Annotated in this window: 14 protein-coding genes; 7 read left to right on the forward strand and 7 right to left on the reverse strand. The window is 56.4% G+C overall.

The window, feature by feature from the left end; translation table 11 throughout:
- Positions 1–201 precede the first annotated feature (201 nt).
- Positions 202–1,146, forward strand: coding sequence for a hypothetical protein (locus tag ACOYW0_RS00525; protein WP_482416650.1), 945 nt, complete (start codon positions 202–204; stop codon positions 1,144–1,146).
- A gap of 140 nt (positions 1,147–1,286) precedes the next feature.
- A complete protein-coding gene (locus tag ACOYW0_RS00530) occupies positions 1,287–3,239 on the forward strand; it encodes an amidohydrolase (protein WP_482416651.1) in 1,953 nt (650 codons plus the stop codon).
- Positions 3,240–3,417: 178 nt separating this feature from the next.
- On the opposite strand, the gene ACOYW0_RS00535 is transcribed toward ACOYW0_RS00530, so the two are convergent.
- The 4 genes from ACOYW0_RS00535 to ACOYW0_RS00550 form a co-directional block, all read right to left on the reverse strand.
- Complete coding sequence (locus tag ACOYW0_RS00535) at positions 3,418–4,866, reverse strand: DUF1214 domain-containing protein (RefSeq protein ID WP_482416652.1); 1,449 nt, start codon at positions 4,864–4,866, stop codon at positions 3,418–3,420.
- 673 nt (positions 4,867–5,539) lie between these two features.
- Positions 5,540–6,268 (reverse strand): esterase/lipase family protein, encoded by a 729-nt coding sequence (locus ACOYW0_RS00540; RefSeq protein ID WP_482416653.1) that lies wholly within the window; start codon positions 6,266–6,268, stop codon positions 5,540–5,542.
- 127 nt (positions 6,269–6,395) lie between these two features.
- A complete protein-coding gene (locus tag ACOYW0_RS00545; RefSeq protein WP_482416654.1) occupies positions 6,396–7,190 on the reverse strand; it encodes a hypothetical protein in 795 nt (264 codons plus the stop codon).
- A 354-nt stretch (positions 7,191–7,544) separates the two neighbouring features.
- Positions 7,545–9,065 (reverse strand): DUF1846 domain-containing protein, encoded by a 1,521-nt coding sequence (locus ACOYW0_RS00550; protein WP_482416655.1) that lies wholly within the window; start codon positions 9,063–9,065, stop codon positions 7,545–7,547.
- A gap of 699 nt (positions 9,066–9,764) precedes the next feature.
- Here ACOYW0_RS00550 and ACOYW0_RS00555 point away from each other — a divergent pair.
- The 5 genes from ACOYW0_RS00555 (at position 9,765) to ACOYW0_RS00575 (ending at position 14,995) form a co-directional block, all read left to right on the forward strand.
- Positions 9,765–10,799, forward strand: coding sequence for an NAD(P)H-dependent flavin oxidoreductase (locus tag ACOYW0_RS00555; protein ID WP_482416656.1), 1,035 nt, complete (start codon positions 9,765–9,767; stop codon positions 10,797–10,799).
- 103 nt (positions 10,800–10,902) lie between these two features.
- Positions 10,903–11,622, forward strand: a complete 720-nt coding sequence (locus tag ACOYW0_RS00560; RefSeq protein ID WP_482416657.1) for a BON domain-containing protein — start codon at positions 10,903–10,905, stop codon at positions 11,620–11,622.
- 341 nt (positions 11,623–11,963) lie between these two features.
- Positions 11,964–12,494: an ATP-dependent zinc protease family protein gene (locus ACOYW0_RS00565; protein ID WP_482416658.1), complete on the forward strand. Its 531-nt coding sequence runs from the start codon at positions 11,964–11,966 to the stop codon at positions 12,492–12,494.
- A gap of 3 nt (positions 12,495–12,497) precedes the next feature.
- Positions 12,498–14,009, forward strand: coding sequence for a UUP1 family membrane protein (locus ACOYW0_RS00570; protein ID WP_482416659.1), 1,512 nt, complete (start codon positions 12,498–12,500; stop codon positions 14,007–14,009).
- Positions 14,006–14,995, forward strand: a complete 990-nt coding sequence (locus tag ACOYW0_RS00575) for an alpha-L-glutamate ligase-like protein (RefSeq protein ID WP_482416660.1) — start codon at positions 14,006–14,008, stop codon at positions 14,993–14,995. Before ACOYW0_RS00570 ends, ACOYW0_RS00575 begins: the two co-directional genes overlap by 4 nt.
- Before the next feature lie 64 nt (positions 14,996–15,059).
- Here the strand turns inward: ACOYW0_RS00575 and ACOYW0_RS00580 are convergent, their stop codons facing one another.
- The 3 genes from ACOYW0_RS00580 to ACOYW0_RS00590 form a co-directional block, all read right to left on the reverse strand.
- Positions 15,060–16,325, reverse strand: coding sequence for an OmpP1/FadL family transporter (locus tag ACOYW0_RS00580; protein WP_482416661.1), 1,266 nt, complete (start codon positions 16,323–16,325; stop codon positions 15,060–15,062).
- Positions 16,326–16,801: 476 nt separating this feature from the next.
- A complete protein-coding gene (locus ACOYW0_RS00585; protein ID WP_482416662.1) occupies positions 16,802–17,635 on the reverse strand; it encodes an alpha/beta hydrolase in 834 nt (277 codons plus the stop codon).
- A gap of 147 nt (positions 17,636–17,782) precedes the next feature.
- Positions 17,783–19,366: an FmdE family protein gene (locus ACOYW0_RS00590; RefSeq protein ID WP_482416663.1), complete on the reverse strand. Its 1,584-nt coding sequence runs from the start codon at positions 19,364–19,366 to the stop codon at positions 17,783–17,785.
- Between the last annotated feature and the right edge of the window lie 81 nt (positions 19,367–19,447).

Here is a 19,447-nt window from a genome sequence, read left to right on the forward strand (position 1 = left end):
TGATTATTCATCACTGGAGAGGTCCCACCCCATAAAAAAACGTCATCTACCCCAAAAGGGGTAGTCCCAAACACTCAAAAATACCCCTTTTGGGGTATTGACGCTCACACATGAATATCTTACTCAGTACGCCACAAAAAATCCACTTTCACAAATCAAAAGTACTTCTCAGACACCACAGAACCGACTCAAGGGGACGTTATGCAGGCTTACATGAAGAAAAACGTGGCAAGAAAAAGCAAAACAACATATATCCTTTTAGCATCATGGCTTATTGTTGCTTCGGCAATCTCCGCATCAGCAAAGATCCCCGACGCTATCGTGGATACACCGGAAGAACTGCACACAGTAGAGCAAAAACCGGAGAGCCAGTCCTCCGAGGCCCTCTCAAAAGAACTCTCAAACCCGAACAACCCGCTGGCAAAGTTAACCCTAGAAAGCATCACGACCTTTTATCAGGGGGATCTTCCCGACAGCGACGATCAGGTGGGCAACCTGACTCTCTTTCAGCCGATTTTTCCTTTTCCGCTGACTGATGACGGTACCACCAACCTGTTTGTCCGACCGGCATTCACGTTCCTGACCGGTCAACCCACGTACGACCAAACCCAAGGCACATTCAACGAAACCACAAGCCTTGGTGACATGGGCTTTGACGTGGCGCTGGGACAGACCTATCCCAGCGGCTGGATCCTCTTAGGCGGCATCCAGGGAACGGTCCCGACGGGAACGAAAAGCGAACTCACCGGTGGTCAACTTCGGTTGGGCCCGGAACTGGTTGTGGTTTATATCAACACAACAGGGTTTATCGGTGCGTTTCCTGCACACCAGTGGGATGTTACCGGCTGGAGGGATGAGTCCTTTTCAACCTCCACCCTTGAACTGTTTGGCGGGCTGTTTCTGGGCAATGGCTTAAACGTACAGACCAACCCGGTGCTCTCTTACAATTGGGAAGATGAACAATGGACCGTTCCGCTGAATATCACGGTCAAAAAAGTCATAAAAATGGGCAATCTTCCAGTGCAGGTCGGAGCGTCCATCGACTATTTTCTTGAAGCAAACGATAACTTTGGACCGGATTGGGCGTTTAGCCTGAGCTTTACACCCATCGTACCTAATTTTGTTTATTCATGGCTGACAGAGTAACGCAGGAAGCATGAAGAGACGCTGTCAGCCCTGGTCACAGTAAAAAACTCGCATGTTCTCTCAAGTGCGTTGAAAACGCGATACACCGCCCATCGTACGAATAATACACACACGGCAATTACCCCCATAAAAAGGAAATCATGATGAACATGAACAGCTCCCGGAAACGGCCGCCTCGACACCTCGTGGTGACAGTCCTTTTTTGTTTTGTTTGGCTTTGTTCCAACGCATTCGCAGCAGAGTCGTTGCAAAACCTGTACGACACGCCTGCCCCTCCCCCTCCCGGGGTGACCGTGTATATCGCCAAAGAGGTGGTGACCATGTCTCCCACCCTCAAAAAGGCATCTGCCATCGCTGTTCGAGACGGACGCATTATCGATGTCGGAGACAAAGCAACCTTACTTTCCCGATTCGAACATGCCAAGGGGCTGGTCGTGGACAAGACCTTTTCCGATAAGATCCTGACCCCGGGCCTTATTGACCCTCACCTGCATTTCTGGCTGTTTGCCCTCGTGAGCAACACGCACTTCATTACCCCGGTGAGCTGGCAGCTTCCTTGGGGAGACGTTGAGGGGGTTGTGGGAGAGGCAGCTTACCTCAATCGTCTGAAAGAACTTGAGAAAAGCCTCAAAAACCCTGACGAGCCTCTCATTACCTGGGGGTACCATGCGGGCTTCCATGGAGAATTAAACAGAAAAAAACTTGATGACATCTCACGCACCCGTCCCATTATTGTCTGGCAACGATCGGTCCATGAATTTTATTTCAACAGCAAGGCTTTGGAGTTCCTGAAAATTAAAGAGTCCGACTGGAAAGGCCAAGGTGAAATGTCGGCCATGGCAAACTGGAAGGAGGGGCACGTCTGGGAAAAGGGCATGTATTTGGTGGTGTCAAAAGTGCTGCCGGTGATCGCATCAGAAGAGAAATTCAAGACAGGCCTGAAGCGCACACTGGACTATGTGCATGCAGGGGGTGTTACCGCAGCCAGCGACCCGGGAGTTCAATTACCGGAATCCATGATTATGCAGATGATCAGCACCCTGGAAAACAGCACCATGCCATTTGATTACTACCTGATCCCAGCGGGCAACGCACTTTACGACAAAAACGGAAAGGATGCCGACAAGGCCATCGCGGCAGCACGCAAGCAGGTAAGCAAACTGAGCAGCGAACACGTCAAATGGGTACCTGATCAAATCAAATTATTCACTGACGGCGCAATTTTTTCTCAGCTGATGCAGATGAAGGACGGCTACCTGGATGGGCATAAAGGCGAGTGGATCCAGACACCGGAGGATTTTGCCGACAGTGCCTGGGCCTTCTGGAAAGAGGGGTACCAGCTTATTGTGCATCAAAACGGAGACATGGGCATGGAGCTCTGCCTGAACACCCTGGAGGGGCTGTTGCACCGAGCCCCTCGATACGACCACCGTTTTCGCATCGACCATTTTGGCTATTCCGAAAAGCCGCAAGTGCTGCGGGCGGCCGAAATGGGCGCTGAGATCAGCTCCAACCCGTTTTATATCCACATGCTGGGAGAGTTGTACAGCAAGGTCGGTGTCGGCCCCGAGCGCTCCGAAGTGATGGTACGCGGTCGAAGCGTCGTCGATGCAGGGGCTCATCTGTCATTCCATTCTGATTCCCCCATGGCACCGGCCCGCCCCATGCTTCTGGCCTGGGCCGCCGTGAACCGCATCGGTTTGTCCGGCAAAAAAGTCCTTGGGCCCAAAGAAAAGATGACCGTAGAGGAGGCTTTCAGAGCCATAACAATCGAAGCCGCCCACGCTATACGCAAAGAGAATGAAATCGGCAGCATCGATATCGGTAAAAAAGCCAATTTTGCCGTCTTTTTTGAGAACCCACTGAAGTCATCCCCTAAAAAATTGAAGGACCTGGCTATCTGGGGGACTGTTTTTGAAGGAAAGCCCTACCCCGTAAAAAAGATTGCCAAAGGACTGACCTTCACCCCGGGTGTTCAGCAAAGACTTCTGGAACTTGCCGAAACTGACGCCAACCTGTTTCACCACCAGGGAGATGCCTGCGTCATCAACCAGATGTTCCAGGCATTCCTTGCCATGCACGAAAAGGAATAGCCATTCCGTTGCCTCTGCGGCAGGTCGCTTCGCGTGGAGCTCCCCGCCGCACGTGGCAACTTAGAATGCCTTGCACCGACTCATTCATCCACAAAACAGTCCGCCCAGGCACCCCGAAGAGGCACCTTATAGTGCTGACTGGGTATTGCGATTCCTTGTAATCCGGCTACAGGCCTGCTTATTCGACCAATTCAATATCGTTCAGCTCGAAGCTTCCGTCGAACAATGCAGGCTTGGGCCCGTAAAAGCGGCCAAGCAGGAAAAAATGCCGATCAGGGTCGGTGCGAAGCCAATTGCCCTTTTTATCTTTCTCCGGCTTGGGGCCGAAATAAATATCAACAGAGCCATCGGTGTTTTTTTTCACGTCTTTCATTGTGGAATCGATGCTGCTCTTTTCAATGTTGCGCAGGTAAGAAGCCGTCTTCAAATCATATGTCGTGACGGACCAGAAGTTTTCTACCGGGACATTGGGCGGCATCACAAGCTTGTAGTTCTTGCTGCCGTCAAGCCATTCGCCATCGGGTGTCTCCGCCAGGTCTAAGTAGAAGGTTGCTGTGCCATAGTTTTTGATGCTGGTGATGATCGCGTAATAGAGAGCACCCCGGGCCTGGTAATCATAGTAGGAAGGGAACTCATACCGCCACTCGGTCTCACGGGACCCGGGCTCCGGCACCAAGCTTGACCATTTTTTGCCTTTCCACATCCATGGATTCAAATTCCGGTGATACTGTTCAATCATGTAATCCAGTGCTTCTGGGCCAGCCTTATCGAATATGGCCTGTCGCTTTGCGTCCGGCTTGTATGCCTCACCCTTTTTGATCCCGAGGCGCGCCAGTAGTCCCATCATGGTGAGGTCGCGATCCAGAACAACCTCTTCCTGGATCATCTCATGGATGTGCTGATAAATGGTTCCGTCCATCTTGGGCGTCATCTCAAGCATCTTGCCGTAGACGTCCACGTACTTTGACTTTGTGGGGCTGTCAGCATTTGCTAAAGGATAAATCTTAATCTGCTTCGTGAGTGCCGTTGCCTTGGCCAGGTTGTCCTTGGTGGCGCCACCAGCCAGAATGGGACGCAGGACCGCAAAGCCGTAATAGGTTTCCTGCTCGTAAACCATCGCTTTTGGAAGAAGCTTACCGTCATACCCGGGTGGAATCAGCAAATACTTCGCTCCAAGTCCCCGGTCACGCCCTTTGGCACCCACATCCTCAAGGGGGCGCTGCCAGGCATCCATGAGCGTTCCGAAAACGCCCACCCCGTCGGCAGACGCCGGCATCTCAACCACCACAGGGCCATTCTCGAAATTCCAATACATATGGATATAGGGTGTTGTGTTGTTGGGTGTCGCGGTCTGGAACCTCCAGTCCTGAAGCTTTGAGTTATACCCCACATCGTTTGGGCCTACCCCGTTGTCGGCCAGTGAATCCCGGTAAAACTTAAAATTCATCAGCGGCATGGCCCAGACGGCGGCATCAATAGCACGATGGTAGGTCATTCGATCAGCCAGGTTGGCCTTGGATATATCAAACCCCTCCGCCCCTGCTCTGGCGGTAACGGTTACCGCCATCGTCATCAGAAAACCTAAGATCACTAAACTGCTTACGCTCCCTGGGCCTTGTTGTTTCATTTTTGGTTCTCCCTCATTTTGATTTACTTGATGTCGAAATGCTCCCGTAACCGCAACGCATATTGGCCCCCGCCGAGCAGACCAATGAAGCGTACCCCAGGCTTCGTACAGAAACCGTGGTTAACACACTGCAAACCGATGCCATTGAATGTATAGAAGGGCCCATGAAAAACGGATCAAAGAGTAAGGAAGGGAGATCGAAAGGAGACGAAACCAATGTCACGTCAGCAGGCGCGAAACTGCACGCAAAAGGGAATTTATTCCATGGGTTGAAAAACGCCCCAAAAAGGCCTTGGGTTTCCAAAGAGAATACCACACCATCAACAAAACCCAAACATCCCATTGAAAATATAAGCACTTCATATAGCATGAATTACGATGATTTATCTGAAATAACACCAGCAGCTGGATGGGTCGATGGAACCTCTTCGGTGGTTAACCTGTCGATGATGGGGACGCTTCGGGTTTGCCCACCCTACCCATGGCCCACGACAGCGTCCAGACAGACGTTATCGATGGGGCACTCTGGCAAAGAAGGTTGCCCTTTGTCACACCTATCCCCCCCCAATAACCCGTCCCATCCATTCGCCATACGCTTAACGGTGTTCCACGGGCACAGCCCGTCAGTACATGCGATGCCCTGAGGAGCAAAGGGACAAAGCATGTGCGGCCCCTACTCCCCAAAGTGCCCGGTTTCCAGAAACCTCAACGTCTCGTGAATGGCTGTTTTGTTTTTCATGATAAAGGGATGGGTGGCGGGGATGGCAAGGAAATCGGTCATGCCGGCGACAGGGGCCTTGCTTACAGCCACTTTGCCGTCGTCGGGGCCGGGAATCAGGGCGGAGAGGAGAAAATTGATGGTGCGGGTGCCGGTGAGGACGCCCACGGGGAAGGTCACAGGCCCGAGGGTGGCAGGGAGCTGATGGGGACCGGTGCCGAGCTGGTTTCCTGCGGGGCCGTTGATGAGCGTAAAGAGACGGAGCCGCCCCAGTTTGTCCACTACCTCGCTGCCCTGGTTGGGAGGACTGAGCATGACGGCGCGATATGGCAGGTTGATAAGCTCCTCTTTCACCAGATACCGAAGGACAATCCCGCCCATGGAATGGGTGACAAAGGCGATGGAGCCGCCGTTGGCTTCAGAAAAGACGTTCACCATAGGGGCCACGTGGTCCCGGCAGAGGACCTCCACCGGGTAATCGGTGGAGGGGTAGTCGATGTTGAGGGTCGTATAGCCTGCGGCCTGGAGGGCTTTTTCCATCTTTTCCATGGACGAGGCGGACCGCGCCAGGCCGTGGAGAAGAACCACGCCGCTGGGGCGAGTCGGGGCTGTATCCGCCGGATGAGCAGATGCCGTGGAGAGAATAAAAAGGATACTGAAAAAACAGGCCACGCCATGTTTCATCACTTGACCTCCAAAAGAATGTTCCCGTGTTAACGCAGGCACAACAACGCAGCATAGCGATGCCCCCCTCCCTCGCCCTTCGCCTTTCGCCCTTAGCCCTTAGCCTTTAGCCTTTAGCCCTTTGCCTTTAGCCTTTTCCCTTCCTCCCTCGAACAGCACCCATCACCGCCTCTTCCACCACACAGGCCCGTTCGGGAAGCAAGGGATCCGCCAGCACCCGCACCGTGCTGCCCCTTTTCTTTCCGTGCCAGCTTTCGTCAGCCACCACCACGGTGGAGCCCTTCACGGCCCTGCCCTCCTCTGTGACGCCGGTAAAGGCGACCTGCATTCGGGTTGCGGTAAAAGGCACGCAGTAAGCCGAAGAAAAGGAGTCCACGGTGCCGTTGATCAAAGCGCCCCGACGGTAGAGCCGCCTTTTGGCGGCAGCACCCGCCCAGGCATAAACCAGAAAAGGAAGGCCCATCATGGCAAAAATGCCACTGATGACGGCAATGGCCCACCCGGGAAAGACCACCGGAGGATAATCGGGAAGAATGGAATCGCCACCAGACACGAGGGCTGTCAGGGCCTGGCCGGGTTTGAGGCTGTAGCCTGCCTCAGCCATGGTCTGGACCGTGTCGATGACAGAAGCACCGTTTTCCCTGTAGCTGTAGGTAATACGCACTGGATTGCGGTGCTCGATGGTGATGCGTGTCACCGGCTTGACATCCACCACCGTGGCGGTAACCGGCCTGCCCTTTTCAAGGAGGGAATCAAAGTCCGGCCCCTTACCGTCCATGGAGGTGATGAGCCAGCTGAGCAGAACAAGGGTAAGGACGGGACAAACCGCCAGCATGAGCCCCACCCCAAGGGCGCGGGGTCGGTCCAGTAAAAACCGGATAAACAGACCGGCGGACACATGCCGGGAACTCGAACGGTTCATTACAGGGTCTCCTTATATAAGAATAAACACAATGCCCCCACAATGAGGATCGCGAATGCTGTAGGGTTATGCCATCGAGGTCCTTTGGCAAGGGCTCCAGGTAACGCTGCATACCGAAACACACTCGTATCACAGCTAACAAAAAAGACAAAAGGTGTTCTTTGTTCCAGCGCACATGGAATCCATCTCGCGGCCACAAAAAAAACGCACAGGAACAAAGGTGCTCCGGTGCGTTTCTTTGTGGTGTTCTTATATAAGGTCCAGGGCAACGCTTCACCCGAGCTTGCCGCCCGGGAAATCATGTTTCTCCCCTGGCCCTGTCACCTGTCAATCTAAGCCCTATGACCTGTTTCTTTAGGCCGTATACAGGTTGTTGGACGAAAAGAGGGGGTCGGTGGTGAGGTAGACACCCAGTCGCCTCAAACCGGCCTCGTCGCCGGGGGTGGGCATATGGGTCATGTGCATCTCACAGCCTTTGAACTCCTTGAGCCCTTCCATGGCCAGCTGGACCGCGTGGTTGCTGGTGGCGCTGATGGCCAGGGTGATGAGGGTCTCCTGGAGGTCCAGGGAGAGGTTCTTTTCTCCCAGCACATCGGTCTTAAGGTTGTTCACCGAGTCCACGGTGGCCTGGGGAAGGAGCTGGATCTTACCGGGAATCTCCGCCAGGTATTTGAGAGCACGCACAATGGCGCTGGCTGCGGCGTGCATGCGGGGAGAGTTGGAGCCGGTGATGATGGTGCCGTCTTTCAGCTTGATGGCGGCACCGCAGTGGAGCCCTTCGTTGCCCAGACGTGGGTCGGACTTGGCCTCTTCTGCGGCTCTTCGTGCAGGACCCACCACGGAGCGATCCTCTTCGGTAAGGTCGAACTCCTTCATCAGGAGTTCGGCGCGCTGAACCGTGTCTTTGTCCACCATGCCCAGGACATACTCACAGCGGTAACGAAGATAGCGCCGAATCAGCTCCTGCTTGGAGGCATCCTTGGCTCCCTCGTCATCAGCGATGGCAAAGCCCACGCGGTTCACGCCCATGTCCGTGGGAGAGAGGTAGCAGGACTCATCGCCGGTGATCTTCTGGAGGATCCTCTTAAGCACGGGAAAAACGTCCACGTCCCGGTTGTAGTTCACCGACTTGGTGTCGTAGGCCTCCAGATGAAAGGGGTCGATCATGTTGACGTCGGCCAGGTCTGCCGTGGCCGCTTCATAGGCGATGTTCACCGGGTGCTTCAAGGGCAGGTTCCAGACGGGGAAGGTCTCGAACTTGGCGTAACCGGCCTGGATACCGTGCTTATGATCATGGTAAAGCTGGGAAAGGCAGGTGGCCATCTTACCGCTGCCGGGACCGGGTCCGGTGACGATGACCAGGGGCTTTTCGGTCTTTACGTAGTCGTTGACTCCGTAGCCCTCGTCGCTGACGATGGTCTCCACATCTGTGGGGTAGCCCTTGGTGAAGTAGTGGGTGTAGACGTTGATCCCGCGGCGTTCCAGTTTGGTCTTGAAGAGCACGGCGGCAGGCTGATTCTCAAAACGGGTGATGATGACGCCCCGCACCTCGATGCCCCACTCGGAAAGGTCGTCGATGATCTTGAGGATGTCGGTCTCGTAGGTGATCCCGAAGTCGGCGCGGACCTTCTTGCGTTCGATGTCCCCGGCGTAAATGCAGATCAGTACCTCGGCCTGGTCTTTGAGCTTCTGCAGAAGGCGTATCTTGATGTTGGGGTCATAGCCCGGAAGCACGCGGGCGGCATGGTAGTCGAACATCAGCTTGCCGCCGAACTCCAGGTAGAGCTTGTTGTCGAATCGTTCAATACGCTTCCGGATCTCACCGGCCTGCTCCCGCAGGTACTTCTCATTATCAAAAATCTGATTTGCACTCATAATCAAAACCTCAAGGGATCGGTTCTCAAGCCGTGATGAGCACGCAGGAATTCTTTAGACACAGCAAAGCTGTGCCGCAATACCGGCATGTATCATTCAAACGACTCTTTCAGGGGGTTGGCACGATGGTCCCAAAAAACGCAGGACCCCGCCGCAACGGAACACTGCATGATGGCCGCTCCGCCACAAGTCACTGCCTGGACGGTGCGGTCGTCTCATCGACTTTGCAAGACGACATCTAAACTCAGCCCGGAACCGGGTTAAGGGGTGGTGAACGGGTTATCTATTGCCATAACGTTTGGGGATTACCATAGGTGGGAGGCAACTGCAAAGAAGATTCTTTGCATCCCTCCGAGGAGCGTTCCTGTAAAAATCCTGTAGAAAGCCCAATGACGGGCGGTCCGGGGTTTGAGCCTGCAACGGGGAAAAAATGAAAGAGACACCCGGGGCCCCCGGGCAGGGAAACACCGGTTCTGTAAAGGGCCGATGACGCCACCCGAAAGGGGGAATCCACAGGCCTTCCCCCCCGGAAAAATGGATACTTCCGGCGCCCATGCCTCCATGACCACGCCATGGTCCACGGGACGCGCCCTATCATTGACCCCATTTCCAAGCTTGTGCTAACGTATAGTCATCTCAACATATCTCACTCAGCACGTCCCGACATCCCAAACCCGTTCAACCCGCAAAGGACACCCCATGAAGACACGCATGACGGATCTCTTCGGATGCAGGTACCCCATTCAGTGCGGCGGTATGCTCTGGATCGCCAAACCCTCCCTGGCCGCGGCCATCAGTAACGCGGGTGCCCTGGGAAACCTCACCTCGGGAAACTACAACAGCGCAGACGACCTGCGGGCCGCCATCGATGACACCCGACGGCTCACGGACAAGCCCTTCATCGTCAACATCACCACCATGCCCTCCATCCGCCTTCCCGTGGAGCTGCTTCAGGACTTTTTCCGGGTCTGCTGTGAAAAAAGGGTCACGGCCCTGGAAATTGCCGGGGCCCCTGTGGACCGGTTCCTGGGGCCCGAATTCATCCCCATGGCCAAAGAGGCCGGGGTCAAGGTGCTGCACAAAGTCGGAACCGTCAAACACGCGGTGCACGCCCAGAAGGTGGGCTACGATGCCGTCACCATCGCAGGGTTCGAGGAGGGGGGCTTCCCCCACATGGACAATGTCTCCACCCTGGTGCTGGTGCCCCGGGTGGTCTCCGAAGTGGACATCCCCGTCCTGGCCGCAGGGGGCATGGCCACTGGCCGGAGCCTGGCAGCGGCCCTTTCGTTAGGTGCCGACGGCATCATGATGGCCACGCGGTTCCTTGCCACCCGGGAGAGCGGGGTCCACGCCAACATCCACAAGGTGCTCATGGAAAAAAAAGAGAACGACACCTCCCTGAACCTCCAGTCCCTCTTGAGCGCCTTCGGCCTTCAGGTTCGGGCCCTGTCCAACACCGTCATGCGCCAGGTGGCGGAGGTGGAGCAAAAAGGCGGGGACCTCACCGACCTTTTGCCCCTCATCTCCGGTGAACGTGCCAAGGCCGTCTGGAAAGAGGGAAACGCAGAAGAAGCCATGCTCACCATCGGTCAGTCCGTGGGGCTCATCGAGGACATCCCCGGTGTTGACGAACTCATCCGACGAATGATCGAAGAGGCCCGGCAGGCCCTTGCTGAAGCCGTGGGTCTCTTGTCCGACCCCGAAGAGACGTTACGCCGGAAAAACTCGGCTTGAGGGGTTCGAGCAGCCCCTTTTGTAAGGGTTCGAACCCTTGTTGCCCCCGATGGAAGCAGGCTGAATGGTATCAGAATAGTGACCCCATTTTTGCGGTGGATGCATGAAACGATATATGACAGCCACAGCCCTGGTTCTTTTACTGATGACCTCCTGCAGCGTGGGGTCGGCCATACGCAGTGGGGCTCGGACCGTCTACAAAACCGCCGTGGACGAGCGGAGCCTCAAGCACATCCTGAACGACAAAAAGCTCACCGCCCTGCTCATGGAAAAAATCCTGGCCGATGATGTCACCATGGTCCTGGATGTCTCGGCCAAATGCTACTACGGCTACCCCTTTATCGTGGGGCAGTGTGACACCCTGGGGGAGGCCGAGCGCCTCGTGACCATCGCCCGACAAGTCACGGGCAAGCCCCCGGTGCCCTACATCCTGAAAAAAGGGGACGAGCGATTCTGCGCCATCACCGACGACCTGCGCATCACCACGGAACTCAACGCCAGGCTGGTTGCCGACAGCGCCATCTTCTCCACCAACGTGTATGTCAAATCCGTGCAGTGCCATGCCGTGCTCCTGGGGGTGGTCGGCTCGGACAGGGCCGTGCAGGCCGCCGAGTATCACGCCCGCCACACACCGGGAGTCAAAAAGGTGCGCTCCTTTCTCCTGTCCACGGGAACCGGCAGGTCCTGGGAATCTGTCCTGGACACCATCGCCGAAATGGCCATGAAAGATGATGAGGAATTGATCACCGACGATCAATCCGAGGCACCGGCCCCCCAGCCCCCTGGCCAAGCCCCGGTAGAGAAGGCCGTTCCCTTGCCGTGACGTGGCCATACCCATGTCAACCACCCGTTTTCAATGCGGTACACACATCGTTTTTTCATTGAATCGCCCGGCCATATCGCGTATGTTTTTCTTAATCAAACTGAGAAGTTAAAGCAATCCAGCCATTCCATACCGTGACAACAGAGTCGACTCACGGTGTGACCCCGACACAAAAAAGAGCATTCAAACCCACCGCCCGACCCGGCCATTGCCCTGTCCCCTGGCATCCCCCCCTTTTTCTGCGCCTGCCGGGCCGTCGCACCTGAGTACCACTCAGCATGTTTGGCCAATTTACGCATGACAGAAGTCTCTTCACCCCAAAAGAAGGACAGCGTGCCTCCATGAAAAAAACTGCCTTTGTGTCCACCCGTCTCGTCATCGCCTCATCCGTTGCCATTCTGTGCGTCTCCTGCGCCGGGCACCGGTCTCACCCTGATATCCCGTCAGACAGAATGGTCATCGGCGAGGTGGAACCGGTGACCCTCGTCAAGGCGGGTATCACTCTGCCTGCACGTATTGACACGGGTGCCACCAGCTGCTCACTGGACGCCACGAACATCAAGCACTTCGAACGCGACGGCAAAAAATGGGTCCGTTTTACCCTCACCGAGAGAAAAAGCGGCGACACGCATGAGATAGAGAAAAAACTGACCCGAACCGTAAAAATCACCAGACACGGCGAGGAGAGCCAGAGGCGGCCCGTGGTCAAAATGAAGGCCTTGCTCGGCGGCGTTGCCCTCTACAAGGAGTTTACCCTTACGGATCGTTCGGAGTTTACCTACCAGGTGCTCATCGGGCGCAATTTTCTGGAGGGTGAATTCATTGTCGACGTGACCCTCAAAAACGTCACCACCCCCTTGGGCGAGGAGTAACTCATGAAACAACGTATCCAGATCATCGCCATCATCGTCGTACTCATTGCCCTTGGGGCAGGGGCCGCCGCATACAAGCACATCAAGCTCGGCTTTCCCTTGTTCCCGGAGCAAAAAGAGACGGTCTGGACCATTGAGGCGACCATCACGTTCACTGCCCTCGGCGGCCCCGCACAAGTCTCGGTCAACATGCCCAAAACCGACTCGCTCTCCATCACGGGCAGGCAATCCGTGACCAAGGGGTATACATTCGAACGGCAAAAAGACCAGGGCATCTGGACCACCGACAAGGCAGACGGCGATCAGAAAATCTTTTTCCGCACCACGGCATACCGCCATGCAAAGGACGTCAGGCTGAAACCCGGCGCCATGCAAACAACGCCTCCCCTCTCCTTTACGGGCCCGCAGCAGGCCGCTGCCACCAACATTGTATCGGAAGCAAAAAAAACAGAGGACCAACCGGTTGATCTTACCGATACCATCCTCAATGCCCTCAACGATCCCCTGAACGAGGACGCTGCCTTGCTCCTCTCCCATGCGGAGGAGCACGGCGGCAAGTACATCCTTACCAGCGGCCTTATCAACATGGCGGGGGTCAAGGCAAGAAAGGTCAAAGGGCTCAAACTATCAGAAGGAAAGAAAAAACAGACCCTCAAAAGTTACATCGAGTTTCTTGACGGCGACAAGTTAAAGCTCATCAACCCAAGAACCGTCGAAGTTGAAGAACGAAACGAATTTCTTCTCTGGAGATACGGCAACGACGCCATCCTCGATATCACCGGTGGCACTGGGGGAAAGATCACCTTTGCCACCCTTGAAAGGACCGTCTCCGCACAAAGGGCCGCCGTCACGCACGGGAAATTCAACAAACACATGCTCATCGATTTTTCCATCTACAGCCTCCCCGTCTCCCAGCAGAACACCTTCAAGCTCCTGCTGCTCATCCCCATCGGGGCACTCATCGTGGTGATCCTTCGCAACCTCGTGGGAATCCAGACCTCAGGGACCTTCATGCCCATCCTCATCGCCATGGTCTTTCTCCAAGTCAACCTCCTGGCTGGGCTGGCCCTGTTTCTGCTCATCGTCGGGGTCGGCCTGTTTCTGCGCTCTTACCTCAGCAGCCTCAACCTCCTGCTCGTGCCCAGGATTTCAGCGGTTCTGGTCTTTGTCATCATCATCTATGTGGCCATCAGCGTCATCAGTATCAAAATGGGATTCGAAGCGGGCCTGAGGGTCACCTTTTTCCCCATGATCATCATCTCATGGACCATCGAACGCATGTCGGTGCTCTGGGAGGAAGAAGGCCCTCGGGATGTCCTGATCCAGGGGGGAGGCAGCCTCTTTTCCGCTTCCCTTATCTTCCTTGCCATGCAGAGTAAACTCATCGGCCACCTGGCCTACTCCTTTCCGGAGCTGCTGCTGGTGGTCCTGGCCGTGATCATCATGATCGGGAGCTATTCAGGGTACCGGCTCACCGAACTGCGCCGGTTCGAACCCCTTGCCGGAGGGAAATGACCATGTTCTTCACCTCTCCTTCAAAGCTGAAAAAGGCGGGCATTGTGGGCATGAATCGCCGCAACGTGGTGATGATCGCCCAGAACAACCCCAGGCGGCTCTACCCCCTCGTGGACGACAAGCTCAGGACCAAAATCATCCTGGAAAAAGCGGGTATCTCAGCACCGAAACTCCTCGGCGTGATCAAAACCCAGGGCAATGTGGGGGAACTGGAAGATTTTCTGGAAGGGTGCCCGGCCTTTGTGATCAAACCGGCCAGGGGAAGCGGTGGGAAGGGGATCCTCGTCATCAGCGGCCGCCAGGGGCGGGATTTCCTGAAACCCGGCGGCGGTCTCGTTACCCTTGCCGAGGTCAAACGTCATGCGTCCAACACCTTGAGCGGCCTTTTCAGCCTGGGCGGCAGCAATGATGTGGCCATGATCGAAGAGATGGTGGAGTTCTCCACTGCCTTTGACGGGTTTTCCTACCAGGGAGTTCCCGACATTCGCGTCATTGTGTACAAAGGATACCCTGTGATGGCCATGACCCGTCTCTCCACCGCAGCATCGGACGGCAAGGCCAACCTTCACCAGGGGGCCGTGGGGGTGGGCATCGATATCGGGACAGGCAAGGCCCTGAAAGCCGTTCAATTCGGCCGCCCCCTCACCCACCACCCGGACACGGGCAAAGACCTCTCCACCTTTGTTGTGCCGGACTGGCCCAAATTTGCAGAGCTGGCAGCCCGGTGTTACGACATCACCGACCTGGGGTACCTCGGTGTGGACATCGTCCTGGACAGCACCAAAGGCCCCATGATCCTGGAATTGAACGCCAGGCCCGGCCTTGCCATCCAGATTGCCAACGGCACCGGTATCCAGCCCAGGGTCACCTGCATTGACGGTGAACGCCACACACCTCGAACACCGCCGGAAAGGGCCTTGTTTGCCATGGGCACCTTTTCGGCCCATGGCAACGCCCCCCAGCTGCCATCCGAAGCGCAGCTCTGATCCCGCCTCTTTTCCCGAGTCCGGGCACCGGTCCTCGACGCCTCTGTGGAGGACCGGTCTCTTTTTAAAACTTGTAATTAAAATTCACGGCAAAGGCATGGATCTCATTGGTGGCGTAATCACCCCGAAGGGTGCCGCGCAGGGGCTCGCTCTCAAGATCAATATTGGCCGCCCCCGCATCAATGAACTCATAGGCCGCCCCCACGGTCATGTCTGCGTTGATATCATACTGAATCCCGGTACCGATCCGTACCTGGCGATCCAGCGGGGCGTCCGGTGTTCGTGTGGTTCTGTCCAGGGGCGAGGTGTCGTAGGCCATGCCAAAGGACCAGAGCCAGGGGTCGTCAAAACGGTACTGGGCTCCCAGGGCAAAATGCCAGGTGTCGTCATAATCATGGTCCTGGGTCAGGCTTGTGGACGTGTTCGAACGAAACGTCAGGGTCTGCTGTCCGAAGGCGCTCCAGTCCTGCCAGCCGACGTTGGCCATAATTGCCCATTGGTCCGAAAGCTCAAACACCCCGCTGGCCATGATCGCCTGGGGAATATTCAACCCCAGATCCACGGTGCTCCCAACGAGCCCCAGGCTTTCCAGCAGCGCCTGCAACCCCGGTCCCACATTGGTCAAGGTCGCGGAATCCTTGAACTCCATCTCCACCTCCGAACGGTAGGTCAGCCCAAGGCGGAGCTTATCCATGGGCTCCACGAGAACGCCCAGGTTGAAGCCAAATTCGGTGTCGTCTTCCTCAATACTCAGCTGGCCATCCGCTCCGGGCTCCAGATTGGCCAGGGCCACCTTCTGGTCCAGCTCTCCGTAGACCAGGCTGATGCCGAACCCCACGGACAGCATATCATTGACCCGGTAAGAGACCCCGGGGTTGACCGCATAGGTGATGAGTTCAGCCTCCTGGATAAAGTAACGACCGGCCCAGTTGGCACCGTAATCCAGCCCCAGGCCGAAGTAGGACCCGGTGGAAATGCCCAGACTGACATCGTCGTTGAGCTTGTGCACGTAATTAAAACCAAAAATCGGAACAAACCCCCCGGCATCGCCGCCGTCCCCCCCGCCCTTGCTCGACTCATACGAAGAAAACTTGGCTTTGACCTCCAGCCCGACCAGGGCGAGCATGAGCTGGGACCGATCAAGGCGAGACATGCCGGCCGGGTTAAAACTTGCCGTGGAGGCATCATTTGCCAGGGCCGCGCGACCGGCCTGGGCCGTGCCCATATCCGGTGTCCCGGCCTCATAAAGCCAGACCCCCCCGCCAAAGGCCGCCTGTGCCGAAAGAAACAACAACCCAATACCCACCCATAGCCATCCCATAATTTTCATAGCGTCACCTCTGAGGAAATGATGGATTCAAATAAACAATCTCGCGTATTGGCCGAGGAGCAGAGCATCCCATGATCAGCCCCTTAGGCACACCGACCAATCGGTATTGCCATGCAATCGGACACGGTCCGCCTGAACCGGCGCCCGCACAATAAAGTGGGGAGCCAAACGCTTTGTTGATGATTTATCGGGAATACATTCGTGCTGATCGCAGGGATACGATCCAGCCATGGAAATGGCTACAGAAAGAGGTATCGGACAATGGAATGGACAGAACCAGAAAGACGTTGCCGGTCATCCCCCCAAATGAAGAGGGAGTCCATGGCGGCTTGATGGAAACCTACCCGCGGGTGTGGCAGGCATTCCACACGACATCCCGCAGGTAAAAAAAAGGGGTAAAACAAACCAACACAGCCTTCACTAATACTCTGTAAATATACGCAATACATCGCCATTATTCAAGCGATAAAACCTATTCACAGGAAACCGGCCGCCGGAATCGCCATCCGATGGGCGGTCTCCGACCACACGGCCGACCACGCACCTGAGAAGTAATGATCACCGGCATCGGGGACCTCAACGGCGGTCAGCCTTTCCGAACACCCGTCGAGGGTTTCCCTGTGGGGATACCAGTTGTCCCGTGCCGGAAAAAAAAGGGTCACATCGGCTTCCCGGCATCCCAGCTCTGGCATGGCATCGACCCCGGGGATAAAAAGCTCACGGAGGAAACTGCCCATGGGAAAAGAGCCGTTGCCCCCGTTTAAGACATGCTCCAGGTTGTGTGCATGCCAATACTCCGGGTCCAGCCAGGCGGTGTCGGCAAGGATGCGTTTGAAATGGGCAGGATCGGCGGCAAGACGGGAGGTTACGAAGACAAACTCCCCGATGGTCCCGGTCTCGTACATGTAAAACAGGGACCTGCGGGAATTGAGCACCGGAGCCGTAAAGAAAAATTCCTTCACAGCGAGCCCGGCAGCCGAGGCCTTGAGCCAGGCGGCACAGGCGCCGGAGTGCCCCATGGCGGTGAGGGGCAGCCCGGAAAGGTCAAAACGGTCCAGGAGGCGCTTCAAATCCTCCCCTGCCGTTTCAACGGATAGATACCCCGTGGACCCGCCATGGCCTCGCGGGTTGTAGAAAAGCACATGCCAGCCCGCTGACGCAAAGGTCTCCACGGGCATGGCATACATGCGGCAATCGCCCCCCATGCAGGGCCAGAGCACAACACATCCTTTGGGCTGCGGCGTGCTGCAGGGGCTCCATGCGGCTTCTATGGTCACGCCGCCGGGCATGGGATGGTGGGTCCAGGTCATGTTCATGTCAATACGTGAAGGGCATCAGAAAAAAGAAGGCGTTCATCCATAGCGTCTGTCATCAGTATGATGCAGACGCCCCATGAAGACAGGCCATGAAACGGGTCGATTTACGGCCGGTTCGGTAACGGCTTTACGACTCTCTGGTTATGCGCCGACAAGCAGCCCGCCAACCCCCATGGCGTACACATCCTCAGGCGTGACGTCCATGCCGGCCAAAAGCCGCGGCAGCACCAGATCAAATGCTGTCTTTTCCGAGGCCAGCGCCCCTGCGGGGACTCCCACCACGGCGGTATCCCCCAGGCTCCCAAGGAGCGTCATGGCCCCAGGGAGAACGGGAGACCGTGAAGAGGTGACGGTGACGCCCGCCTTTTCCAGGCCACGCTGGGTGACATCGTCGGGGTCCACGGAAAGTCCGCCCGTGGTGATGATGAGTTTGATCCCCTCCCCTGCCATACGGGTCACCTCGGCAGCGAGCCGGGCAGGCTCATCGGGCACAAAGGCAGACGCGGCAACACCGGCCCCGTAGGTTCCGAGGATGGACTCCACGTAGGGAAGGAACCCGTCCTTTATGCGGCCTTCGTAGACCTCGGTGCCTGTGACAATGACCCCTGCCTCACGGATGATGTAAGGAGCCACATGAAATAGCGGCGTATGGGCAAGGGCCATGCACCGGGCAAACTCGGGCCGAGACAAAAACAGAGGAACGGCCCGGGTCCCGGCAAGGAGCTGTCCCCCGGAAACGGGCGTGCATGAAGGGAGGGTGGACAGAATCACGTTGGCCATGGAGTTGAGCCTGTTGACCCGCTGGGTATCCACATAGAACAGGCCGTCATGCGCCGCACGGAACTCCACTTTTCCCTCTTTGGGCGGCCCGGCAACCACCGCCCCCTCCCCGCCCAGGGTATCGCCGAAGGCAATGGCCACATCGTCTTCGTGGACAAGGCTCTCCCGATGATTCTGCTCTTCGAGGTAGACCCTGTTTTTTCCCATGCGCTTCAGGACCTCCACGTCGGCATCGGTGATGCGCTGTCCCTTGACGATGGCCGGCCCTTTTTGCTTACGCGGTACGATGAGGGTCATGTCGTGGAGGGCGTGGCCGCCCACGGCCTCTTCCAGGGCAGTGGAGGTCAGGATCACCTCATCTTCGGTGCTGCGGACGTAAAGGGTCGCTTCCCCGGAACAGGCCGGACAGATCTCGGCCCGGTCAACAGAGCGGAACCCCTCGCCGCAAAGTGAGCAGCGGTGGATATGGCTCACGTGCTTTTTCTTGCCGCCCAGAAACGAGGGGTCCAGGGAAACAGGCTCACAGGTAAACAGGGAGATGCCCCCTTCCCTGATCTCATTCATCAACGCAGGGGTGTCCTGCTCTTTTTTGGGCACCAGCTTGAGCAGCCAGGCCTTAAACTGGGGCCACTGATCCAGGATATCGTAATCGGGGGCCACCCGCACGCCCTTGCCGGTATGCTTGTCGTAAAGGGAAAGGGCGAAACGCCCGGTGGGGACAATCTTGAGCCATCCGTTACCGATGGTGCAGGGGGTGAGGAGCTGAACCGCGTCCGGAATACAGGCCCGGGTCTCGCTCACCGCATCGTAGAGCCCGCCGTCCGGCAGGCGGGACAACGCCAGCTCCACCATAAAGCCGCCGGCCACCATCCCCGGGGCCACATGACCGTGAAATGCCTTCACCTCATCCACATACCCGTCAAACGAATACCCACGAATTGTCATAAAAAACCTCTCATCAGAACAGGAATTAGAATCATCCACAGAGTCACCAAGGTAGGCCAGAGACATAAAAAAGCATCTTTT

The organism is Desulfoluna sp. HI9BLuna (assembly GCF_056829775.1).